Source organism: Exiguobacterium sp. s191, assembly GCF_018618955.1.
Taxonomy (GTDB): Bacteria; Bacillota; Bacilli; order Exiguobacteriales; family Exiguobacteriaceae; genus Exiguobacterium_A; species Exiguobacterium_A abrahamii.
In genome coordinates this window covers 2,120,200-2,140,326 of the sequence record NZ_JACSNC010000001.1, presented here as the reverse complement: position 1 = coordinate 2,140,326, position 20,127 = coordinate 2,120,200, and the positions used below count along the sequence as shown (strand labels likewise).

General features: G+C 49.9%; 19 protein-coding genes. 10 read left to right on the top strand and 9 right to left on the bottom strand.

The annotated features are described in order from the left end of the window. Window positions 1-7 precede the first annotated feature (7 nt). Complete coding sequence (locus KNQ09_RS11170) at window positions 8-1,711, bottom strand: methyl-accepting chemotaxis protein (protein ID WP_214858457.1); 1,704 nt, start codon at window positions 1,709-1,711, stop codon at window positions 8-10. Window positions 1,712-1,899: 188 nt separating this feature from the next. Between KNQ09_RS11170 and KNQ09_RS11165 the strand changes: the two genes are divergently transcribed. Further along, window positions 1,900-3,258, top strand: a complete 1,359-nt coding sequence (locus KNQ09_RS11165; RefSeq protein ID WP_214858455.1) for an alanine/glycine:cation symporter family protein — start codon at window positions 1,900-1,902, stop codon at window positions 3,256-3,258. Between the two features lie 297 nt (window positions 3,259-3,555). Here the strand turns inward: KNQ09_RS11165 and treC are convergent, their stop codons facing one another. The 8 genes from treC to KNQ09_RS11125 form a co-directional block, all read right to left on the bottom strand. After that, on the bottom strand, window positions 3,556-5,196 hold the full coding sequence (gene treC / locus KNQ09_RS11160; RefSeq protein ID WP_214858452.1) for an alpha,alpha-phosphotrehalase: 1,641 nt from the start codon (window positions 5,194-5,196) through the stop codon (window positions 3,556-3,558). Between the two features lie 21 nt (window positions 5,197-5,217). After that, window positions 5,218-6,657, bottom strand: coding sequence for a PTS system trehalose-specific EIIBC component (gene treP / locus KNQ09_RS11155; protein WP_029342763.1), 1,440 nt, complete (start codon window positions 6,655-6,657; stop codon window positions 5,218-5,220). Between the two features lie 182 nt (window positions 6,658-6,839). Continuing rightward, window positions 6,840-7,547, bottom strand: coding sequence for a trehalose operon repressor (gene treR / locus KNQ09_RS11150; RefSeq protein ID WP_214858450.1), 708 nt, complete (start codon window positions 7,545-7,547; stop codon window positions 6,840-6,842). Between the two features lie 128 nt (window positions 7,548-7,675). After that, window positions 7,676-8,323: a DUF4352 domain-containing protein gene (locus tag KNQ09_RS11145; protein ID WP_214858448.1), complete on the bottom strand. Its 648-nt coding sequence runs from the start codon at window positions 8,321-8,323 to the stop codon at window positions 7,676-7,678. An 11-nt stretch (window positions 8,324-8,334) separates the two neighbouring features. Then, window positions 8,335-9,693: an alkaline phosphatase gene (locus KNQ09_RS11140; RefSeq protein ID WP_214858446.1), complete on the bottom strand. Its 1,359-nt coding sequence runs from the start codon at window positions 9,691-9,693 to the stop codon at window positions 8,335-8,337. Between the two features lie 169 nt (window positions 9,694-9,862). Further along, window positions 9,863-10,837 (bottom strand): hypothetical protein, encoded by a 975-nt coding sequence (locus KNQ09_RS11135; RefSeq protein ID WP_064299233.1) that lies wholly within the window; start codon window positions 10,835-10,837, stop codon window positions 9,863-9,865. After that, a complete protein-coding gene (locus KNQ09_RS11130) occupies window positions 10,830-11,696 on the bottom strand; it encodes an ATP-binding cassette domain-containing protein (protein ID WP_214858443.1) in 867 nt (288 codons plus the stop codon). The genes KNQ09_RS11135 and KNQ09_RS11130 overlap by 8 nt, the downstream gene beginning before the upstream one ends. Then, a complete protein-coding gene (locus KNQ09_RS11125; RefSeq protein ID WP_029342757.1) occupies window positions 11,690-12,058 on the bottom strand; it encodes a GntR family transcriptional regulator in 369 nt (122 codons plus the stop codon). Before KNQ09_RS11125 ends, KNQ09_RS11130 begins: the two co-directional genes overlap by 7 nt. Before the next feature lie 156 nt (window positions 12,059-12,214). On the opposite strand from KNQ09_RS11125, the gene prfA reads away from it, so the two are divergent. From prfA to KNQ09_RS11080, 9 genes are all read left to right on the top strand, one after another. After that, window positions 12,215-13,273 carry a peptide chain release factor 1 gene (prfA, locus tag KNQ09_RS11120; RefSeq protein ID WP_214858440.1) on the top strand — a complete coding sequence of 353 codons (1,059 nt, stop codon included), beginning with the start codon at window positions 12,215-12,217 and terminating at the stop codon, window positions 13,271-13,273. Continuing rightward, window positions 13,273-14,121: a peptide chain release factor N(5)-glutamine methyltransferase gene (gene prmC / locus KNQ09_RS11115; RefSeq protein WP_214771716.1), complete on the top strand. Its 849-nt coding sequence runs from the start codon at window positions 13,273-13,275 to the stop codon at window positions 14,119-14,121. Before prfA ends, prmC begins: the two co-directional genes overlap by 1 nt. Next, the gene (locus KNQ09_RS11110) at window positions 14,118-15,116 is read left to right on the top strand and encodes an L-threonylcarbamoyladenylate synthase (protein WP_064299235.1); all 999 of its coding nucleotides are present in this window, start codon (window positions 14,118-14,120) and stop codon (window positions 15,114-15,116) included. Before prmC ends, KNQ09_RS11110 begins: the two co-directional genes overlap by 4 nt. A gap of 17 nt (window positions 15,117-15,133) precedes the next feature. Further along, on the top strand, window positions 15,134-15,649 hold the full coding sequence (locus KNQ09_RS11105; protein WP_023469513.1) for a low molecular weight protein arginine phosphatase: 516 nt from the start codon (window positions 15,134-15,136) through the stop codon (window positions 15,647-15,649). Window positions 15,650-15,654: 5 nt separating this feature from the next. Next, window positions 15,655-16,095: a ribose 5-phosphate isomerase B gene (gene rpiB, locus KNQ09_RS11100; protein ID WP_023469512.1), complete on the top strand. Its 441-nt coding sequence runs from the start codon at window positions 15,655-15,657 to the stop codon at window positions 16,093-16,095. Beyond that, complete coding sequence (locus KNQ09_RS11095) at window positions 16,095-16,634, top strand: TIGR01440 family protein (RefSeq protein ID WP_023469511.1); 540 nt, start codon at window positions 16,095-16,097, stop codon at window positions 16,632-16,634. Before rpiB ends, KNQ09_RS11095 begins: the two co-directional genes overlap by 1 nt. Before the next feature lie 111 nt (window positions 16,635-16,745). After that, window positions 16,746-18,005, top strand: coding sequence for a serine hydroxymethyltransferase (glyA, locus tag KNQ09_RS11090; protein WP_029342751.1), 1,260 nt, complete (start codon window positions 16,746-16,748; stop codon window positions 18,003-18,005). Window positions 18,006-18,080: 75 nt separating this feature from the next. Beyond that, on the top strand, window positions 18,081-18,749 hold the full coding sequence (locus KNQ09_RS11085) for a response regulator transcription factor (RefSeq protein WP_214771710.1): 669 nt from the start codon (window positions 18,081-18,083) through the stop codon (window positions 18,747-18,749). Continuing rightward, window positions 18,746-20,101 (top strand): HAMP domain-containing sensor histidine kinase, encoded by a 1,356-nt coding sequence (locus KNQ09_RS11080; RefSeq protein ID WP_214858438.1) that lies wholly within the window; start codon window positions 18,746-18,748, stop codon window positions 20,099-20,101. Before KNQ09_RS11085 ends, KNQ09_RS11080 begins: the two co-directional genes overlap by 4 nt. Window positions 20,102-20,127: the final 26 nt, after the last annotated feature.

The following is a 20,127-nucleotide window of genomic DNA, read 5'->3' as shown; positions in this document are numbered from 1 at the left end:
TTGTCGTTTAGACTTGGAACTGGCGGAGAACATCCTTTAGTGCTTCCGCCTGTTGTTGACTGACGGAAGTCTGTTCATGGACATCTCGGAACGCTTGGACGGAGTGATTGATTTGCTCCGACATCGATTGTGTTCCCTGCGCACCATCATTGACGGTGACGGCAACATCGTGGATGACACCAAGCATGTTCGCTGTCAGTTCCTGAAGTTGACCGGCTTGGGCAGCGAAGTGTTCCGCTGCATCACCGAATAAATGTGCGTCGTTCCGATACTGGACGGAGGCATCCTCAAACAAATCATAGTCTTTGGCGACCTTTGTATCAATGAAAGAGAGCATCTCGCCGGACGCAGCGTTCAAGTGTTCAACGGACTCGATGACAGAAATCGAGACATCTTGGATTTGTTCGACGGTATCCCGACTACTTTCGGCAAGTTTGCGAATCTCATCGGCGACGACAGCGAATCCGCGACCGACTTCACCAGCGCGTGCTGCTTCAATCGAAGCATTAAGGGATAAGAGATTCGTTTGCGCCGCAATCGAAAGAATCGCGTCCGATAAGACGGAAATTTCTTTAACGGCCTTCGCACGTGCCATCGCATCCTCGAGTTTACTTTTTGTTTCAGCGAGAATGTGATTCGCGGTCTGTTTCGCTTCTGTTGCAACGACTTGAAGTGATTCAGCACGCCCACCGACTTCTTGCGCCCGTTTTCCGTTCGCTTCTGCACTAGAGACGATATCATGAATCGTTGCTTCCATATCGACAGCAGACGAGTTCATCTCTTCGGCAGAGGCGGCTGTCTCCTGCATACCGGCTGATAAGTTTTCGATCGTATGAGAAGTCGACGCCATATCCTGATCGAGTTCGCTGATTCGACCGGAGACGTGACGTGAGGTCGATACGACGTGGTTTGCTGTATCATCGACTTGAATGATGATCGTCCGTAAGTGGGCGATGAATTGATTCATCGACTGGGCGATTTGTCCGATTTCATCATCACGCACGACGTCGAGTTGAGCAGTCAAGTCGCCGCCTTGTGTTGCCAGTTCATGCGTTTTCGCCTGCAGTTGACGGAGTGGACCGAAGATCGAGCGTAAAATCAAGACGGTGAAGATGACACCGAGTAATCCGACGACACCGATGATCGTGAAGAGAAGGATATGAGCTGTATTGGCAGAACTTGTGATGGCATCACCATTTATTTTCGCTTGTTGATTATTATATTTCACGATTTTCGTTAATTGATCAGAGACAGCGAAGTATGAATCACGACTCTCACCTTCATAATAGGTGACTGCTTCTTTTTGGGTTTCTGGTGTACTGAGGGCGAGAAGACGATCAGTCGTCTCATTGAAAGTTTGCCATTTTTTCGTGAGATCATTGAACAGTTCGCGATCGCTTTTTAAATAAATCGTTTTCTCGTATTTCGCGAGATTCGCGTCAACGGTCGCTAAACCGTCTTTGACACGCTTATCATAACCGGCTTTGATCTCTGGATCATTTTCTTGAATGTGTAATAATTCGACACGTCGCAAATCAGACAGTGCCGTGTTCGTTTCATGGGATAAGTTCAGACCAGGAATCCAAGACGAGGTGATCGTTTGACTCTCTTGGTCAACGCGATTGAGAGAAGATGCGCCGTATAAACCGACACCGATCAAGCTAAGCAAAAGGATGGAGGACAATAAGATAAGCTTTGTTTTAATCTTCATATGATTCGCTCCTTTTTTGCAAGATGAACTATTTATTTTCTTGATTATACCTTCACAAGTAAAAAATTTACTTATTATCAAAAAAATTAAAACGTAAAATAGTTTCATGAAAAAATAGTTTGACAATTATCAGTAAATTCTGAAAAAATGGTAAGGAACTACATATCTCATAAAGGGAGGTAAGACGAATGGGAAATTCATTTAGTGACTGGGTTAGTGCGGTGTCCGATATCGTATGGGGACCACCGTTACTCATTCTGTTGGTCGGTACGGGGATTTACTTGACGATTCGCTTAGGATTCATTCAAATTACCAAACTGCCGTATGCGCTGAAGCTCGCGTTTTCAAAGCATCAGGACGATAAGTCAGAAGGCGACATCAGTCACTTTCAAGCATTGATGACGGCACTAGCTGCGACCGTCGGTACAGGGAATATCGTCGGTGTCGCAACCGCCGTCGTTCTCGGGGGACCAGGCGCGATCGTCTGGATGTGGTTGTCCGGTCTGTTCGGGATGGCGACGAAGTACGCGGAAGCGATTCTTGCCGTCAAATATCGTGTCGTCGATGAAAAAGGACAGATGGCAGGAGGACCGATGTATTACCTTGAACGTGGACTGAAGCAAAAATGGCTCGGTGTACTATTTGCCGCATTCGCTTCGATCGCTGCGTTTGGGATTGGAAACGGGGTCCAGACGAACTCGGTCGCCCTCGCGATGAAATCGACGTTCGATGTGCCACTTTACGTGACGGGGATCGCGTTAATGGTATTGACGGGTGTCGTCATTCTTGGTGGGGTCAAGTCAATCGGGAAAGTCGTCAGTCTGTTCGTTCCGTTCATGATTTTCTTCTATGTCGGAAGTGGCTTGCTGATTCTCATCATGAACTATGATCTGATTCCAGGTGCGATTTCAACGATCTTCAGTAGTACGTTCTCAAACGAGGCAATCACGGGTGGGGCAATCGGGGCGGCAATTCGTTACGGTGTCGCGCGTGGTGTCTTCTCGAACGAAGCAGGACTCGGTTCAGCACCAATCGCAGCCGCTGCTGCGAAGACAGACTTCCCGGGGCGTCAAGCACTCGTCTCGATGACTCAAGTCTTCCTCGATACATTGGTTGTCTGTTCGATCACGGGACTGACGCTCGTCATGGGAGGGCAGCTCGATACGGACTTGCAAGGCGTTGAACTAACGACAGCGAGTTTTGAAGTCTTCCTCGGACCTGCCGGAAAATACATCGTTACGATTGGCCTCGTCATGTTCGCGTACTCGACCGTTCTTGGCTGGTCGTACTACGGTGAAAAATCGATTTATTATCTATTTGGTCAAAAATCAATCCTACCGTACCGCATTTTGTTCGTCTTAGTCGCTGGAGCCGGCGCGATGACGACGAACTTGAACATGGTCTGGGCGATTTCCGATGTCTTCAACGGATTGATGGCGATTCCGAACTTAATCGGTTTGATTGGATTGTCCGGCGTTGTCATTGCCGAGACACGACTGTTCCGCGAACAGTTGAAACGAGAAGAAGCAAATCGGAAGGTTTCATAGAGAATGCGAAAATGAAAGACTCGGAAGGAACTAGTGTTTAAGAATCATTTTTGAAAACGAATGATTCTGCCATCCTCGCTTTCCACAGGCGGGAGGTAAGCCGCGACGATCCGCATTCCATGCGGTTCGCCGGGTCTTTCCTTTCCCTGACGAAAGCGTGTACCATGCTTTCTTTTCCTGTAGGAGTCGAGGGATAGGCATTCACATTCTATATCTATTCAACAAAAGAGAAGATTGGCTTCTAGGATATGCTAGAAACCAATCTTCTCTTTTTCGCGTGTGCTTCGTCTTATCCAATCACTTTTTACGATAAAGCATTAGGGATTCATAAGGACGCAACGTCAAAGTGCGTCCCTCTGTCTGCATCTGCTGATAGTTGTGAAGCAACACTGTATAATCCGATCCGTCACGAGGTAACGTGAACGTCGTCTCTGTTCCGTAGAAGTTCGAAACGACAAGCAACTCTTCCTCGTTCGTTACGCGTTCGTACGCCCAGAGTGACGAATCGTCTGGTGTCAACAGACGGTATGAACCGTCTGTCAGCACGTCATACTGTTTGCGGAGTTGAATCAATCGTTTGTAATGATGATAGACCGAGTTTGGGTCTGCGACAGCCGACTCGACATTGATTTGCTCATACGTCGGTGAGACTGGTATCCACGGCTCGCTTGTACTGAAGCCGCCGTTACTTGCATCCGACCACGGCATCGGCGTCCGCGCATTGTCACGCGACTTTTGACGAATCGCAGCGAGAATCGCTTCTTCCGATATACCGTTGTCCCGAGCTTCCTGATAGGCGTTCAACGTCTCGACATCGCGGTAGTCGGACAGATCCGTGAAGTCCGGATTCGGCATGCCGATCTCTTCTCCTTGATAGATGTACGGTGTACCTTGTAGACCATGAAGCGTCGTCGCGAGCATCTTCGCACTTTCGACGCGATACGTGACGTCGTCACCAAACCGGCTGACGACGCGTGGCTGGTCATGGTTGCACCAAAAGATAGCGTTCCAGGCTTGTCCGTTCATGCCGGATTGCCAGTCGGAGAAAATCTGTTTCAGTTGCTTGAAATCAAACGGTGCTGCCGTCCATTTTTCACCGTTCGGATAATCGACCTTCAAGTGATGAAAATTGAACGTCATCTTCAGTTCTTGTTCATTAAGCGATGAATAACGGAGGCAGTGTTCAAGTGACGTCGACGACATCTCACCGACCGTCATGAGATCGTGTCTAGCAAAAACGGCTGCGTTCATCTCTTGCAAGTAGTCATGAACGTTCGGTCCGTCCGTATAATACGTACGTCCGTCTCCTGCTGGATCGTTCGGAAGACCTGGCGTCTTTGAGATCAAATTGATGACATCGAGTCGGAAGCCGCTGACCCCTTTATCCCGCCAGAAGCGCATCATGTTGTAAACATCTTCCCGTAAGCGTGGATTTTCCCAGTTCAGATCCGCTTGCGTCTTGTCGAACAGGTGCAAGTAATACTTGCCAGCTACCTCATCAAATGACCAAGCGGGACCACCGAATTTTGATACCCAGTCGTTCGGTGTCTCGCGCCAAATAAAATAGTCGTGATAGGGACTATCCGGATGACGTCCTTCTTCAAACCAGACATGCGACGTTGAACAGTGATTGACGACGATGTCCATCATGACAGACAGACCGCGTTGTTTTGCTTCTGCAAGTAACGTCTCGAAATCGTCCATTGTTCCGTAGGATGGATCAATCGCGTAATAATCACTGACATCATAACCATTGTCGTTTTGCGGTGAGGCATAGACCGGCGTCAACCAGAGATAATCGACACCCAGATCCGCCAGATAATCGAGTTTGGCAGTGACGCCTCGTAACGTACCGGTCGCTTTGCCCTCCGGACTATAAAAACTCTTCGGATAGATTTGATAAACGGCGGATTTGCGCCAATCGGTTGTCGTGATCATGAGATACACACCTTTCTAAAATTACGCTGCTTTTTTCAGGGCAGCTTTTTTTGCGCGTTTCGTTGAGACATAGTGGAACAGGAACGTACAGGCGACAGGTACGATGATCGCGATCACCATGCCGACAATGAATGACAGAATCGAGCCTGGTACGATCGAAATGAAAGCAGGTAATCCGCCAACACCGATCGCAGGAGCAAGAACGCCACTGACGGCGATGAAAGCTGACGCGATCGCTGAACCGACGAGTGCCGCGTAAAACGGATATTTGAACCGGAGATTGACCCCGAACATGGCTGGTTCCGTGATCCCGAAGTAGGCGGATAAAGCGGACGTCGATGCCATGTTTTTATCATTGACGTTTTTCGCGAGGAAAAGCATCGCGAGTGTTGCTGAGCCTTGGGCGATGTTCGAAATCGCGATCATCGGCCAGATGAACGTCGTTCCGCTTTGTCCGATCAACTGTAGATCAACAGCGATGAACATGTGGTGCATACCGGTAATGACGAGTGGCGCATAGAGTGCACCAAAGAGTAGGGCACCGAGTAATGGAACAGCTTCGAACGTATTGACGACACCAATCGTAATCCAGTCACCGACTTGACGCGTGACCGGTCCAATGACGGCAAGAGCGAGGAAGCCGGTCAACGTGATCGTGGTAATCGGTACGACGAGTAATTGAATCGCATTCGGTACGCGTTGTTTGAGCCAACGTTCAATCGTACTGAGAACATAAGCAGCGGCGAGCACAGGGAGGATTTGTCCCTGATAACCGACTTTTTCAATTTCAAAGAGACCGAGAATGTTGAACGTCGGGATTTCACCTTTTAGAGCACTTTGTCCATAGTTCCAAGCGTTTAAGAGATCTGGGTGAACAAGCATCAGACCCATGACGATCCCAAGAATCTCACTTCCACCGAAGCGTTTCGTTGCTGACCAACCGACGAGTGCTGGCAGGAAGACGAAGGCCGTATTGGCCATCATATTGATGAGATCCCAAAGTCCTTGTAAGTTCGGATAACGATCGATCATCGTCTTGCCACCGAACTCGATTCCGAATAGATTATTGATTCCCATTAAGAGACCAGCAACGATGATCGCCGGAATGATAGGCATGAAGACATCAGAAAAGACTTTGATCAACTTTTGGAACGGATTCATCTTAGCAGCACCAGACGATTTAACATCTGCGATCGTCGTTGCCTGTAAACCGGTCAGTTGAATGAATTCTGCATAGACCCGGTCGACGTCTCCGGCACCAATGACGATTTGATAGACACCTGCGTTCAAGAACGCGCCTTTGACGAGCGGGACTTCAAGTAAGGCTTCTTGATCGACAAGTTCTTGATTCTTAAGCGTTAAACGAAGGCGGGTGACACAGTGAGCTGCCTGCTCGACGTTCTCCTTGCCTCCGATGTTCTCAATGATTTGCTCTGCAATCTGACGATAGTTTGGTTTCATCTCGATGCTCCTTTTTGGAAGTGACATACTCGACCACTTTTGAAATGAAAACGTTTTCTTATCTGCGCACACTTATCTTAACTTATCTATATAAGTTGGTCAAGGACTTATATAGATAAGTTGGAAAGAATAAAAAAGAGAGAATCCGTCATCTACGGATTCCCTCATCTTACAGCCTATATTCAACGACGGGCAATATCAGTGAACTGAAACTTATCGAGCCGGTGACGCGATTCCGTCCGCTCAAAATGTTGTCCTTCATAGAAATACGTATCGTTCGTGACGACGATGACATGCGTCATATCATGAAGGTCGAGTCGTTCTTGGTCTTCCATTGTCGCAGGGCGAGCTTCGATTTTTCTTTTCGCGTAGCTGATCTGCCGACCAAGTGTCTCTTCGATGTACTGATAGATCGAACCTTGAGCGATGTCAGTAGTGAGTCCAGGCACGAGTGCGGTCACGAAATGATTGATGTCACGTATGACCCGTTCACCATCGATCTGGCGAATGCGCTCGATGCGTGTCACGTCCGTTCCTTGTGCCACATGTAATAACGAAGCGAGCTCAGCAGAAGCGGAAAGGACTTCGCAGGACACTACATCCGTTTCGACGGCATGTCGCCCCATCCGGCGATGTGCTTCCGAGAAGCTGACGATCCCATTGAATTGGAATTCGATCGCTTCTTGCGACAGGACGAAGACACCTTTCCCTTGGTGTTTACGGACGAAGCCTTTTTCTTGCAGGGCATCGATCGCTTTTCGGACCGTTCCGCGGCTCGCCTCGAATTCGTGCATCAATTCCGTCTCAGAAGGTAATTTCGTTTCAGCCGGGAGCGTTCCTTCCTGAATCCGCTGTGCGAGCTCGTGATAGATGTTTAAATACTTCGGCATATGATCCGTCCTTTACACTCAAATAATGCCTTTAGTGTAGCACGGAACGATTACAGGCATCAAAATAGCTCCACCTATGATCCGGACATGACCGGAAAATAGATAGAGCATAGAAGTATGAATGTCAGTCAACGAAGAGACGTCGAAAACGTCGTTCCTTTTTTGAGGACATCTTGTTTTTCATCGAGAACATCACTCGTCAAGAGTTCAATCGAGTCAACCGGATGTTCCAAGATGAAGCCGAAGTTACCACTCCGTGACTCGGACGGGGCGTAAGTCTTCGCAAGCGACTCCAAATAGACGTCGTCCTCGAGCGTCTTTTCTGTCGCAGCATCGAGTTTGAAGTGGGCGACAGGATTGAACGTGACCGGTTCATTACTTGTGTTCTTGATCGTGACCCGTGTCTTGATCAAATCAAAGGATTCATCGTGCGTAAAGCCATGGAAGAAATCAATCATGCCATAGCTTGGACGAGCATGGAATACTTTGATCTCTTCGATCGTCATCTCGATCGGACCAATCTTCCGTGTTTCGTTCACTCGTTTGAATTGTTTAAGCGTCAGGTCGCCCTTATCATCCGTGACGGTCTGATCGATTTTTGTCAAATCGCGATCGTCTGGAATTTGTGGGTTTGGAACGTAGGCGCTTGTTTTTTCAATCGATACCGGCTGCTCCTGTTTCGCAGACGCTGGTTCTTTTGGTGTGTCTTGTGATGCTGAAGTGCCACAACCAGCGAGCACCGTCCCGAGCATCAAAGTAGCAAGTATCTGTCTCATGAACATTCTCCTTATTTCTTCGATTTCAAGAGATCGAAGATGATTTTCGCGTGATCCGTGTTGTCGACTTGTCCCGCGAAACGTTCTTTAGCAGGACCGAACGCATAGACCGGTACGTCTTCACCTGTATGTCCACCTGTCGTCCAGCCTGTATGCGAGCGTTCGTTGAAGATTTCTTCAATCGCATTATCGATCTCGAGTAATTTCTTCGATTCAGCAGCGCGGGAGACGCTATCGATTTCTTTGTCCGTCAAGGCGAGTTTGTCCTGATCGATATACGTCGTCAACGTCTTGCGGACGTCCGCACCATCGACGATTTTTTGCGCCATGAAGTCAGGTGTTTTCTTTGCCGCTTTGATCGGTTCAGCGAACCAGTTATAGATGCCATCTGCACCGATTGAATATCCACCCGTTGAGTGGTCAGCTGTCGCGACGACGAGTGTATGTTTATCCTTCTTTGCAAATGCGATCGCGGCTTTGAATGCCCGCTCGAAGTCTTCCATCTCACTCATGGCACCGACGATATCATTGTCATGACCGGCCCAGTCGACTTGGCTACCTTCGACCATCAGGAAGAATCCTTTTTTATTCGAGTCGAGTCGCTTAATGGCAGAGTTCGTCATTTGTTCAAGCGATGGGACCGAGTTTTCGCGGTCAATCCGTTTTGGTAATCCACCATCTGCGAACAGACCGAGGACTTGTTTTTTTTTATCACCTTGCAATTGATCCAGATCCGTGACGTAACTGTAACCGTCTTTTTTGAATGCTTTCGTCAAATCAACATCCGGACGGACGAAGTTCGACTTACCGCCACCGAGCATGACGTCAATTTTATGCTTCCCATTGACGCGTTCCTTGAAGTAATCGTCTGCGATCGCGTTCATGTTCTTTCGGCTCTCATCATGAGCACCGAACGAAGCAGGTGTCGCATGCGTGATTTCCGATGTCGCAACGAGTCCTGTTGACTTACCACGTGCTTTCGCTGCTTCAAGGACGGTCTTGACTTCCGATTTATCGTTATCGACAGCAATCGCTGCATTATACGTCTTGACGCCGGATGACATCGCTGTTGCTGCGGAAGCGGAATCGGTGACGTTTTCCTTCGGATCTTCCGGATAAGTCATCTGTTGACCAACGAGGTATTGGTCAAACGCTGTTTTTTCAGCAACCGGTGTCGATGGATCGTTCTTTAAGTAACGATGTGCTGATGTATAGGAGACACCCATCCCGTCGCCAATCAAGAAGATGACGTTCCGGATTTCCGGTGATTTAACCGGTTTCGTCTTTGCTTCTGCTTCAGGCATCGAGAGCATCGTACTAAGGGAAAGGGTTGATAAGGCAAAAATCGGAATGATACGTTTTAATTTCATAAGGGTTCCTCCTCGAAAGGTGCTGGGGTTTGATGATCGATACGACCTACAAACTCCACCTTACGGATAGAATGTGAAATCCATGTTTATCGTTTGTAAAGCTTTGTGAAGAATCGATGACAAAAAATGGATCTTCTGAAAAGTCATTTCAGAAGATCCATTCGTTGCATTAGCGACTCCACCCAATCATCCGACGATAAGAGCTGAACGTCGGCCACGCGAGAATCGCGATTGCGAGCCAGTACAGGAATTGATTCTCGGACGAAATCAGACCGATGATTCCCGCGAGTAGGATTGTCGTATAGATCGAGAAGGTGATGATGAGTGCTGGATGTAATTTCGGGAAAATCGTGAAACGCCCGAGACGTTCGTTCGCACCTTTGACATAGAGACGACTACCGAAAATCAGTAAGACGACCGTCAAGGCTAAACTGAACAATACAGCATAAGCGATGTTGAAATCGGTATTGTACTCGAAGAAGAGTGCAAAGGGCGTCGTGATTGTCATCAAAAAGCTTGTTGGTTTGTCTAACTCTTCGTAGCCCACGCCAAAACCCAGTTGACCGATAGCATAGATACTGAAATACGTGAAGTAATTCAAGAACAAGAAGAACGTTCCGAGTAACAGTTGTCCGATGATATCACCAGCAATCGTTCCGGCGAATAAGAAGATCGTCAAAATTGTCACATCAAATAGAAGGAATAGACCAAAATCTTGAAGGAGTGACGACCACGTGACGTAATCAAACGGATTGATACCGAATGCTTGCAGTAATGACCAACTGGCGAAAAAACCGATGATCGGGAAGACGATCAACGTCACAGTGCCGATCGCCCATTTGATCCAGAACAGCCAGACCTTCGGGAACGGCAACGCATGTAAAATCAGGCTGCGACCACTCCCACGCTCCGAACCGAGCATCAGGATCGCAAAGACGGCGATGAGAATTGCAGCGAATCCAGCGAAGAACGGACTGACGAGGACAGCTTGAATCGTTTCGGTTTGATAAGATACTTCGTATGTTTCAAAGTCGTTGATGATGGTATAACTACCAAAACCATAACTGAAGATCGCCAGTAGAATAAAACAAGCGAGTGGCCATATGCCTTGCTTGATGTGATAGCGGATCAATTGCTTAACCATGTCGTTTCCCTCCAAATGTCCCTAAGAAGTAATCTTCCATCTGCACCGGCAAAGCATCCTTTAAGAGAGGACGCGTCGTTTCAAGATACTGCGCGCCTGCATCGGATAAAACGAGTAACGTCACGACCCGACCTGTTTGGGATAAGACGTGGAGATCGGCATGACTGAGCTCTGGAACATCTTCATAGACGACTTGCCATTTCTGCATGCTAGCTTTGGCATCATCGAGTGCCTTCGGTTCGCGGACGAGGTGTTTTTCGATCGTCATGACACGGTCGGCAAGGGAATCGAGTTCTTCGAGTTGATGGGAAGCAATCAGAACGGCTGTTTGACGCTCTGCGAGTAATGAGACGAGTTGTTTCAGATAATCACGTTTGTTGATTCGGTCAAGTCCATCGGTTGGTTCATCGAGTAACAGAACCGGGGCATTCGTTGCGAACGCGAGTTGGAGAAGGAACAATTGCGCTTGTCCCTTCGATAAAGAAGTGACGCGACGTCCGCGATCGAGATTCGACGAGCGGCAGTAGTTTTCGATATAAGTCTTCTCGAAGTTTGGATAAAAGACGTGATAGAAGTTGATCAGTTCACCGAGCGTCATCTGGCGGTAGACGGAAACAGAATCCGGAACGAGGAAAAGGTGCTTCCGCGTCTTCGGGACGTGGTGGATCGACTCGCCGTTCCATTCGACCTTTCCACGAGTCGGCTCGAGCGCTCCAACGAGTGTTTTCAGTAATGTCGTTTTTCCGGCACCATTACGACCAATCAAGGCAGTAATCGTTCCTGCCGGCAGGGTGAAGGATGCATTTTCATAAATCATGGTACGGTCAATTTGTTTCGTCAGATGAGAAACGGTCAACATGAGGAATCCTCCCTTATGTGTAAGATATGTTGATAGAGTTCTTCGTTTGAGATGGATAATTCGTCGGCGATTGCACAAAGGCGGATGAGTGGATCTTGGATGGCAGCTTGTTTGACTTCGTGAAGTGGGATGTCTGAGATGAAGGAGCCTTTACCGCGCATCGTGACGATGAAGTTGCGGCTCTCGAGTTCCTGATAGGCGCGGGAGACAGTGTTCGGATTGACAAGGAGTGTACCGGCAAGTTCACGGACGGATGGCATCTGTTCGCCGGAGCGGAGTAGACCACGAGCAATCGAGCGGATGATTTGAGCGACCAACTGTTCATAGATCGGTAACGGACTTTTCGGATCAACGGTGAACATTTCTTCACCTCCTTAAGTGTACTAATTCAATTAATACACCAATTATAGGAATTTACAACCTGTCTGTCAACGTTTCTTTTCAAGAAGACGATGACGCCATCGATCGCAATATTTGCTATACTGACGACAGAAGAATCGCCAGGAAGGATGACCGAGATGTTGGATCGATTGAGTGCGTTAGAGGACCGTTATGAAAAACTGAATGATATGTTGGCTGATCCAGCCATCATCAATGATACGAATCAATTGCGTGAGGTCTCAAAGGAGCAGTCACAGCTTGCGCCGACCGTCGAGACGTACCGTGTCTATCGCGAGAAGATGGAAGCTTATCAAGAGGCACGTCAAATGTTGACAGATCCCGAGATGCGCGACCTTGCAAAGGAAGAAGTCGCGATGCTTGAACCGGAGATCAAAGAGCTTGAAGCGAAGCTGAAGGCTTTATTATTACCAAAGGATCCGAATGACGATAAGAACGTCATCGTCGAGATTCGTGGTGCAGCAGGGGGAGACGAGGCAGCCTTATTTGCGGGTGACCTATTTAAGATGTACTCGAAGTTTGCTGAGAAACAGAGCTGGAAGATTGAGATCATCGATGCGAGCTACACGGAACTCGGTGGCTACAAAGAAATCATCTTCATTGTCAAAGGAACAGGTGCTTATTCGAAGTTGAAATACGAGAACGGGGCACACCGCGTCCAACGCGTTCCGTCAACGGAATCCGGCGGGCGGATTCATACATCAACAGCGACTGTCGCCGTGCTACCAGAAGCAGAAGACGTCGAAGTCGAGATCCACGATAAGGATGTCCGAGTCGATACGTTCACGTCGAGTGGACCGGGTGGACAGTCCGTCAATACGACGCAGTCTGCTGTCCGTGTCACCCACGTGCCGACAGGAATCGTCGCCAGCTGTCAGGATGAGAAGTCGCAAATCAAGAACAAGGAAAAAGCGATGAAGGTCTTGCGCGCGCGTGTCTACGATAAGATTCAACGCGAACAGCAAGCGGAGTATGATGAAAAACGGAAGTCGGCTGTCGGTACGGGTGACCGTTCAGAGCGGATTCGGACGTATAATTTCGCTCAAAACCGGGTGACGGATCACCGGATCGGATTAACGATCCAGAAGCTTGATCGAATCTTGCAAGGTGAGATGGATGAAGTCATCGATACGCTTGTCATGGAATATCAGGCGCGGGCATCGGAGGCGGCGAACTGATGCGGATCGCAAAACGTCTAAATGATGCAAAAACGATGATGGAACAAGCAGGACGCGAGGGTTCAAGTGCCGAATGGTTACTCATGCACGTCTTGGATGTCGACCGGACCGGACTCCTTGTCCGCTTGTCCGATGAATTGACGCCGGAGCAAGATTTACGATTCAGTGAATACTTGCTTGCTCATGTTCACGGCGTACCCGTTCAGCATTTAATCGGCTATCAGCCGTTTTATGGACGGGATTTCCGTGTCACACCGGATGTCTTGATTCCACGACCGGAAACGGAAGAGTTGATCGTCTTCGTCACGGAGCGTCTCAAACGTGAGTCGTTCACCGCGGGACAGATCGTCGACATCGGAACCGGTAGCGGAGCGATTGGAATCACGCTCGCCCTCGAACTCGAGCAACCGGTCACGACCGTCGATATTTCACCGGCCGCGATTGCAGTCGCGAAGCAAAATCAAGCGAAGCTTGGTGGAGACGTGACGTTCCTTGAAGGAGATTTACTAGCGCCACTTGCGGATGATTCCGTGCGGGTGCTCGTTTCGAATCCTCCTTATATCGAGGAAGAGGAATTACTCAGTGAAGTCGTGTTCGACCACGAACCGCATCTCGCCCTGTTTGGCGGAAAAGACGGTCTCGTCTTTTACCGACGTCTCGTCGAGGAGAGTGGACGGGTCCTACGAGACGATTTCCGACTGATTGCGTTTGAAATTGGACACAATCAAGGACCAGAAGTGCAAATGATGTTAAAAGAACGTTATCCAAATGCGGAAACGGGTATTTTAAAAGATATAAACGGTAAAGACCGTATCGTGTATGCGGAACGAAAGGATTGTACAGCGTGAAGACGGAAATGATTGACTTACAGACGATGGATGAAGCAGTTCGGTTATTGCAGGAAGGAGAGGTCGTGGCGATGCCGACCGAGACCGTCTATGGTCTCGCAGGGGACGCAACGAACGAAGCGGCTGTTCGGCGAATCTTCGCCGCGAAGGGTCGACCTTCTGACAATCCGCTGATTGTCCATGTCGCATCCGTAGAACAGGCACATCAGTTCGTCACGCACATCCCAGATGTCGCGGCTCGTTTGATGGAGGCGTTCTGGCCAGGAGCCTTGACGATCATCCTCGAATCGAACGGCACCGCATCCACACTCGTCACAGCAGGACTAGATACGATCGGATTACGGATGCCAGACCATCCGCTCGCGCTTCGATTGATCGAGGCGACAGGGTTGGGTCTCGCAGCACCGAGTGCCAACCGTTCCGGAAAACCTTCACCGACGTCATCTGCGCACGTCGCACATGACCTCTCGGGACGCATCGCTGCGATCGTCGATGGAGGGGAAACGGGCATCGGGGTCGAATCGACTGTCATCGATTGTACGATGACGCCACCGGCGATTTTACGACCGGGCGGCGTGACACGCGAACAAATCGAGTCGGTCATCGGTCCTGTCACACTCGATCCTGCCTTATCGATGAAAGATGTTACACCGAAGGCACCCGGGATGAAATATACCCACTACGCACCGGAAGCAACACTTTCCGTAGTGGAGGGAGATCTTTCATTCTTACAGCAACTCATCGATGATGCACGACAAACCGGACACAAGACGGGCGTCCTCCTGTTTGACGGGGAGGAAGTCGACGCAGATGTTCGCTGCTCCCTTGGTAATTCGATGGAGACGGCGGCACAACGTCTTTACGATTGTTTACGGCGATTTGATCAGACGACGGTGGATCAGATTTTTGTACGAGACCTATCAGAAGAAGGGGTGGGGCTTGCGGTCCGCAACCGCCTCCATAAAGCAGCAGGTGGTCGGGTCATTCGCCCTTGAAGAAGGAGGATACGGAGATGAGCACACGTCGCGTTTTATTCATCTGTACAGGAAATACATGCCGTAGCCCGATGGCGATGGCGTTACTACGCTCGAAAGTCGCCGATCAGGAATTCGACGTCCGTTCAGCAGGACTACGTTCGATGCAAGGATTTGATGCGTCCGAGAACGCCTTACAAGTGTTACGTGAGCGCGGGATCGAACTCGAACACTATACGCAAGTCTTTGATGATGTACTCGGGCGTTGGTCTGACATCATCTTGACGATGACGCGTCAGCACAAGCAGGAAGTCGGTGAACGCTATCCGGAACTGAAGGAACGGACGTTCACCTTATATGAATATGTGACAGGGCTTGAACGGGACATCAACGATCCGTACGGCGGATCAATGAACGTCTACCGGCAAGTACGTAATGAACTCGAACCCCTCGTCAACCGTCTTGTGTTAAAATTGACGCAGAACGGAAACGGAAGAAAAGCTCCGGATACACGGAAACTTCCGAAAAAACAACCTAAACAAACGGGGGAATAGTAAAGATGAAAGTAGCAATCGGCGCGGATCATGGCGGTTTTAAGTTAAAGGCAGAAATCAACGACCTCTTACAAGAGCTCGGCATCGACTATACGGACTTCGGTACGCATTCAGCCGACTCGATCGATTATCCGGATGTCGCGATTCCAGTCGCTGAGGCAGTCGCAAGCGGAGAGTTTGATCGTGGCATTTTGATTTGTGGAACAGGGATCGGGATCGGAATCGCAGCGAACAAAGTCAAGGGCATCCGAGCAGCACTCGTCCATGATACGTTCAGCGCGAAAGCGACGCGTCAGCACAATGATTCGAACATCTTAACGATGGGCGAACGCGTCATCGGTCCAGGACTGGCTCGTGAGATCGCACAGCTTTGGCTTGAAACGGAATTCGAAGGCGGACGTCATGAGAACCGCGTTTGCAAAATCTCAGATTATGAGGTGAAGTAATGGACTTGACACGCATCCAGCACGATTTAGAAGAAGCACTGAACGCTCTGGATGAACGATTTTCCTTAAAAGGAAAATTGCTCGTGATCGGCTGTTCGACGAGTGAAGTCATCGGCAAACAAATCGGCAAGGCCGGTTCACCGGAAGTCGCAGACGCGTTGTTCGATGTTTTCGATGCCTTTCGTCGGTCGCACCAAGTCGATCTTGCCTTCCAAGGCTGTGAGCATATCAACCGGGCGCTGACGCTTGAGCGGCAAACGGCAGAACGACTCGGACTCGATCCAGTGACGGTCGTTCCTGTTCCGGAAGCCGGTGGATCGATGGCGAGTGCTGCCTATCAGCGCTTCTCGGCACCGGTCGTCGTCGAAGCGATTCAGGCAGACGCCGGGATTGATATCGGGGACACGTTCATCGGGATGCACTTGAAAGCTGTTGCGATTCCCGTGCGCTTGCCGCACAAGGAAATCGGTGAGGCACACGTGACGGCAGCCGTGACACGACCGAAATTAATCGGTGGAGCACGTGCTAAATACGAATGATTGATGCAAGGGGTTGCGCACCCCTTGCTTTTTTGATGTTGTTTTTAGGGATGCCGGGAACGAAACATTCGTGTTAAGATAGGTCTATCGAAATGAAATGGGGGAATTCAGATGGAACAAACACCGCTTACGTATCTGAAACAACAAGATGAGGCACTCTTTTCGGCAATGCGCCAGGAACTAGGTCGTCAACGGGATAACATCGAATTGATCGCATCCGAGAACTTCGTCTCGCAAGCTGTCATGGAAGCACAAGGCAGCGTCTTGACGAACAAGTACGCAGAAGGTTACCCAGGTCGTCGTTATTATGGTGGCTGTGAGTATGTCGATCTCGCTGAGAATTTAGCACGCGACCGCGCGAAGGAAATCTTCGGTGCGGAGCACGCGAACGTGCAACCACACTCGGGTGCACAAGCGAACATGGCGGTTTACTTCACGATTCTCGAGCAGGGAGATACGGTCCTCGGGATGAACCTCTCGCACGGTGGCCATCTGACGCACGGTAGCCCCGTCAATTTCTCCGGTGTCCAGTACAACTTCGTGGAATACGGTGTCGATCAAGAGACAGAGATGATTGATTACGATGTCGTTGCGAAATTAGCAGAAGAGCATAAACCAAAATTAATCGTCGCGGGCGCATCGGCGTATCCGCGTGTCATCGACTTCAAACGTTTCCGTGAAATCGCAGACAGCGTCGGTGCTTACTTGATGGTCGACATGGCACACATCGCTGGACTTGTCGCAGCAGGTCAGCACCCGAACCCAGTCGAGCATGCGCACTTCGTCACGACGACGACGCATAAGACGTTGCGTGGTCCACGTGGTGGGATGATCCTCTGTAAAGAAGAGCATGCGAAAGCAATCGATAAAGCCATTTTCCCAGGTATCCAAGGTGGTCCACTCATGCACGTCATCGCCGCGAAAGCTGTCGCGTTCGGTGAAGCTCTTGCACCAGAGTTCAAGGACTACATCGGTCAAGTCGTCACGAACGCAAAAGTCCTCGGTGAGGAATTGACGAAGCGTGGACTCCGAATCGTCTCAGGCGGAACGGACAATCACTTGCTCCTCGTCGACTTACAACCGCTCGGGATCACAGGGAAACTTGCTGAGCACGCGCTTGACGAAGCCGGCATCACGGTCAACAAGAACACGATTCCGTTCGACCCAGCGAGCCCGTTCGTCACGAGTGGTATCCGGATCGGAACTGCAGCGATGACATCACGTGGCTTCAAGGAAGCCGAGATGAAAGAAATCGCCGAGTTGATCGAACTCGTCTTGAACCACCCAGAAGAAGCAGACGTTCTCGCACAAGCACGTGAGCGTGTCGTTGCTTTGACAGGTCGTTTCCCACTCTACCCAGAGCGCGGATGATTGTCATCTCCTTCGTCCTTTTCATTATGAGAAGGGGGAGGGGATTTTTGTTTGTCTAAAAAAGGAGGCGTACGATTGTATATTTTAGTCGTTGAAGATGACCCACATATCCAATCACTTGTCGTATCGACGTTACAGGCCGACGGACACTCCGTCCGAGCGACAGCAGACGGAAACGAAGCGCTCGCTTGGATTGAAACGATGACGTTCGAAGCAGCCGTGCTCGATGTCCTACTTCCCGGGCAGACCGGTCTCGTCCTATGTGAGCGGTTACGGCAAAACGGGGACATCCCAATCTTGATGCTGACGGCGCTCGGTGAACTGACAGATAAGCGGGACGGCTTTGCAGCAGGTGCTGATGATTACATCACAAAGCCGTTCGATCCGGAAGAATTAGTGTTTCGGCTTCACGCCGTGGCGCGGCGCTATCAAAAAGCGGCGCAACCCGTCTTACATCTCGGGGATGTCACGATTGATAAACGCAGTCAGCTCGTGACGATCCAGTCGACCGAGTGGACACTCCCGCGGCGCGAGTTCGAATTATTACATCAGTTGGCGAGTTTTCCGGGACGGGTCTTTAGCCGCGAGGAATTGATCGAACACGTCTGGGGACTTGATTTCATGGGAGACGATCGGACGATTGACGTCCACATCAAACGACTTCGTGGACGTCTGAAGGAGACGAATCAGGTGAAGATCGAGACCGTCCGCGGACTCGGGTACCGGTTGGAGGTCGACGCATGAGGAGCCTCTATACGAAAATCGTCGGACTCGTCTGTGTCGTCTTACTCGTGTCCGCCCTGCTTGCTCTTTTAATCAGTAACATCGCCTACTATTCGTTTTGGCAGGACAGCTATAGCCAAAAAGTCGAGGAAGCGGTCGAGACAGCGATCGATTATTACGAGACGCACGGTGACGGAAAGACGGAATCGTTTTACCGGATGTTACAAGCAACTGGCTTTCAACTGTATGTTCGAACAGATGACGGAACGGAGCGTTACGGAAACACATTTCGCAATGAAACGCTCTCGAGTCAAGTCATCGAGCAAGTGAAAAATGGTCAACCGTACTACGGGATGCGTGAGTATCCGTTTCATCTCTTCCTGCTTGGACTATTCGATAACGAAGTCATCAACACGTACGGGACGTCGGTCAAGACGGCACAAGGAACGGATGCAATCTTCGTCCGTCCGGACTTGAGTCGGCAGATTCGCGAGTTACACCTGTTCGTTGGTCTGTTCCTCGGACTGCTTGTCGTGATCAGCTTTCTCTTGCTCGTCTTCTCGATCCGGTATCTCGTGCGTCCGATCCGGCGCCTGACAAAAGCAACGGAACAGATGGCAGACGGCGACTATGGAATTCGCGTCGGAACGAAGGCGCGCGATGAGATTGGTGAACTGTCCCGACGCTTTGACGAGATGGCGATGGCGATTGAAGCGTCCGATACGGAACGACGCCGGTTCGTTGCAAACGTCTCGCATGAATTCCAGTCGCCGTTGACGACGATCTCGGGGTACGCTGGACAACTCGACGTGACGGGAGAAGACGTCAGGAGACGGGCAATCATTCAACAAGAGGCAGCGCGAATGTCGGAGCTGACGCGTCAATTATTGATCTTAGCAAAGCTCGATGAAGGACGGCGCTTCAAACGACAAGCACTCGATCTACGAACGAGTCTAGAGACGACACTCACAACACTTGCCTTTCAGCTGGATGAGCAAGGCATCGCTGTCGCACTCGATGTATCGCCAGCACTACAGATTCAAGCAGATGCCAGTGCGCTCGAACATGTCTTCCAAAATGTCATTCGAAACGCCGTCTCAGTCTCAGCCGAAGGAGCGACGATTCATATTCAAGCGGAAGAACAAGTGAATCAGGTCATCGTCCGAATCAAGGACGAAGGACCAGGTATGACCGAACAACAGATGGAACATGCCTTTGAACGCTTTTATCAAGGCGATGCATCCCGAACGTCGCGCGGGACGGGACTCGGGCTTGCGATCGTTAAAGAGACGATGCGCCAACTTGGTGGGGACGCGAATTTGTCGTCTGATTCATCCGGTCTGACTGTGACATTGACTTTTTTACGCATTTGACGCGTGCGTTCATGTTCCGTTCATAT

What these genes read in the sequence shown, in the direction of transcription:
- KNQ09_RS11170 (WP_214858457.1), bottom strand. Translation starts at nt 1,711, where the DNA reads ATGAAGATTAAAACAAAGCTTATCTTATTGTCCTCCATCCTTTTGCTT.
- KNQ09_RS11165 (WP_214858455.1), top strand. Translation starts at nt 1,900, where the DNA reads ATGGGAAATTCATTTAGTGACTGGGTTAGTGCGGTGTCCGATATCGTA.
- treC (WP_214858452.1), bottom strand. Translation starts at nt 5,196, where the DNA reads ATGATCACGACAACCGATTGGCGCAAATCCGCCGTTTATCAAATCTAT.
- treP (WP_029342763.1), bottom strand. Translation starts at nt 6,657, where the DNA reads ATGAAACCAAACTATCGTCAGATTGCAGAGCAAATCATTGAGAACATC.
- treR (WP_214858450.1), bottom strand. Translation starts at nt 7,547, where the DNA reads ATGCCGAAGTATTTAAACATCTATCACGAGCTCGCACAGCGGATTCAG.
- KNQ09_RS11145 (WP_214858448.1), bottom strand. Translation starts at nt 8,323, where the DNA reads ATGAGACAGATACTTGCTACTTTGATGCTCGGGACGGTGCTCGCTGGT.
- KNQ09_RS11140 (WP_214858446.1), bottom strand. Translation starts at nt 9,693, where the DNA reads ATGAAATTAAAACGTATCATTCCGATTTTTGCCTTATCAACCCTTTCC.
- KNQ09_RS11135 (WP_064299233.1), bottom strand. Translation starts at nt 10,837, where the DNA reads ATGGTTAAGCAATTGATCCGCTATCACATCAAGCAAGGCATATGGCCA.
- KNQ09_RS11130 (WP_214858443.1), bottom strand. Translation starts at nt 11,696, where the DNA reads ATGTTGACCGTTTCTCATCTGACGAAACAAATTGACCGTACCATGATT.
- KNQ09_RS11125 (WP_029342757.1), bottom strand. Translation starts at nt 12,058, where the DNA reads ATGTTCACCGTTGATCCGAAAAGTCCGTTACCGATCTATGAACAGTTG.
- prfA (WP_214858440.1), top strand. Translation starts at nt 12,215, where the DNA reads ATGTTGGATCGATTGAGTGCGTTAGAGGACCGTTATGAAAAACTGAAT.
- prmC (WP_214771716.1), top strand. Translation starts at nt 13,273, where the DNA reads ATGCGGATCGCAAAACGTCTAAATGATGCAAAAACGATGATGGAACAA.
- KNQ09_RS11105 (WP_023469513.1), top strand. Translation starts at nt 15,134, where the DNA reads ATGAGCACACGTCGCGTTTTATTCATCTGTACAGGAAATACATGCCGT.
- rpiB (WP_023469512.1), top strand. Translation starts at nt 15,655, where the DNA reads ATGAAAGTAGCAATCGGCGCGGATCATGGCGGTTTTAAGTTAAAGGCA.
- KNQ09_RS11095 (WP_023469511.1), top strand. Translation starts at nt 16,095, where the DNA reads ATGGACTTGACACGCATCCAGCACGATTTAGAAGAAGCACTGAACGCT.
- glyA (WP_029342751.1), top strand. Translation starts at nt 16,746, where the DNA reads ATGGAACAAACACCGCTTACGTATCTGAAACAACAAGATGAGGCACTC.
- KNQ09_RS11080 (WP_214858438.1), top strand. Translation starts at nt 18,746, where the DNA reads ATGAGGAGCCTCTATACGAAAATCGTCGGACTCGTCTGTGTCGTCTTA.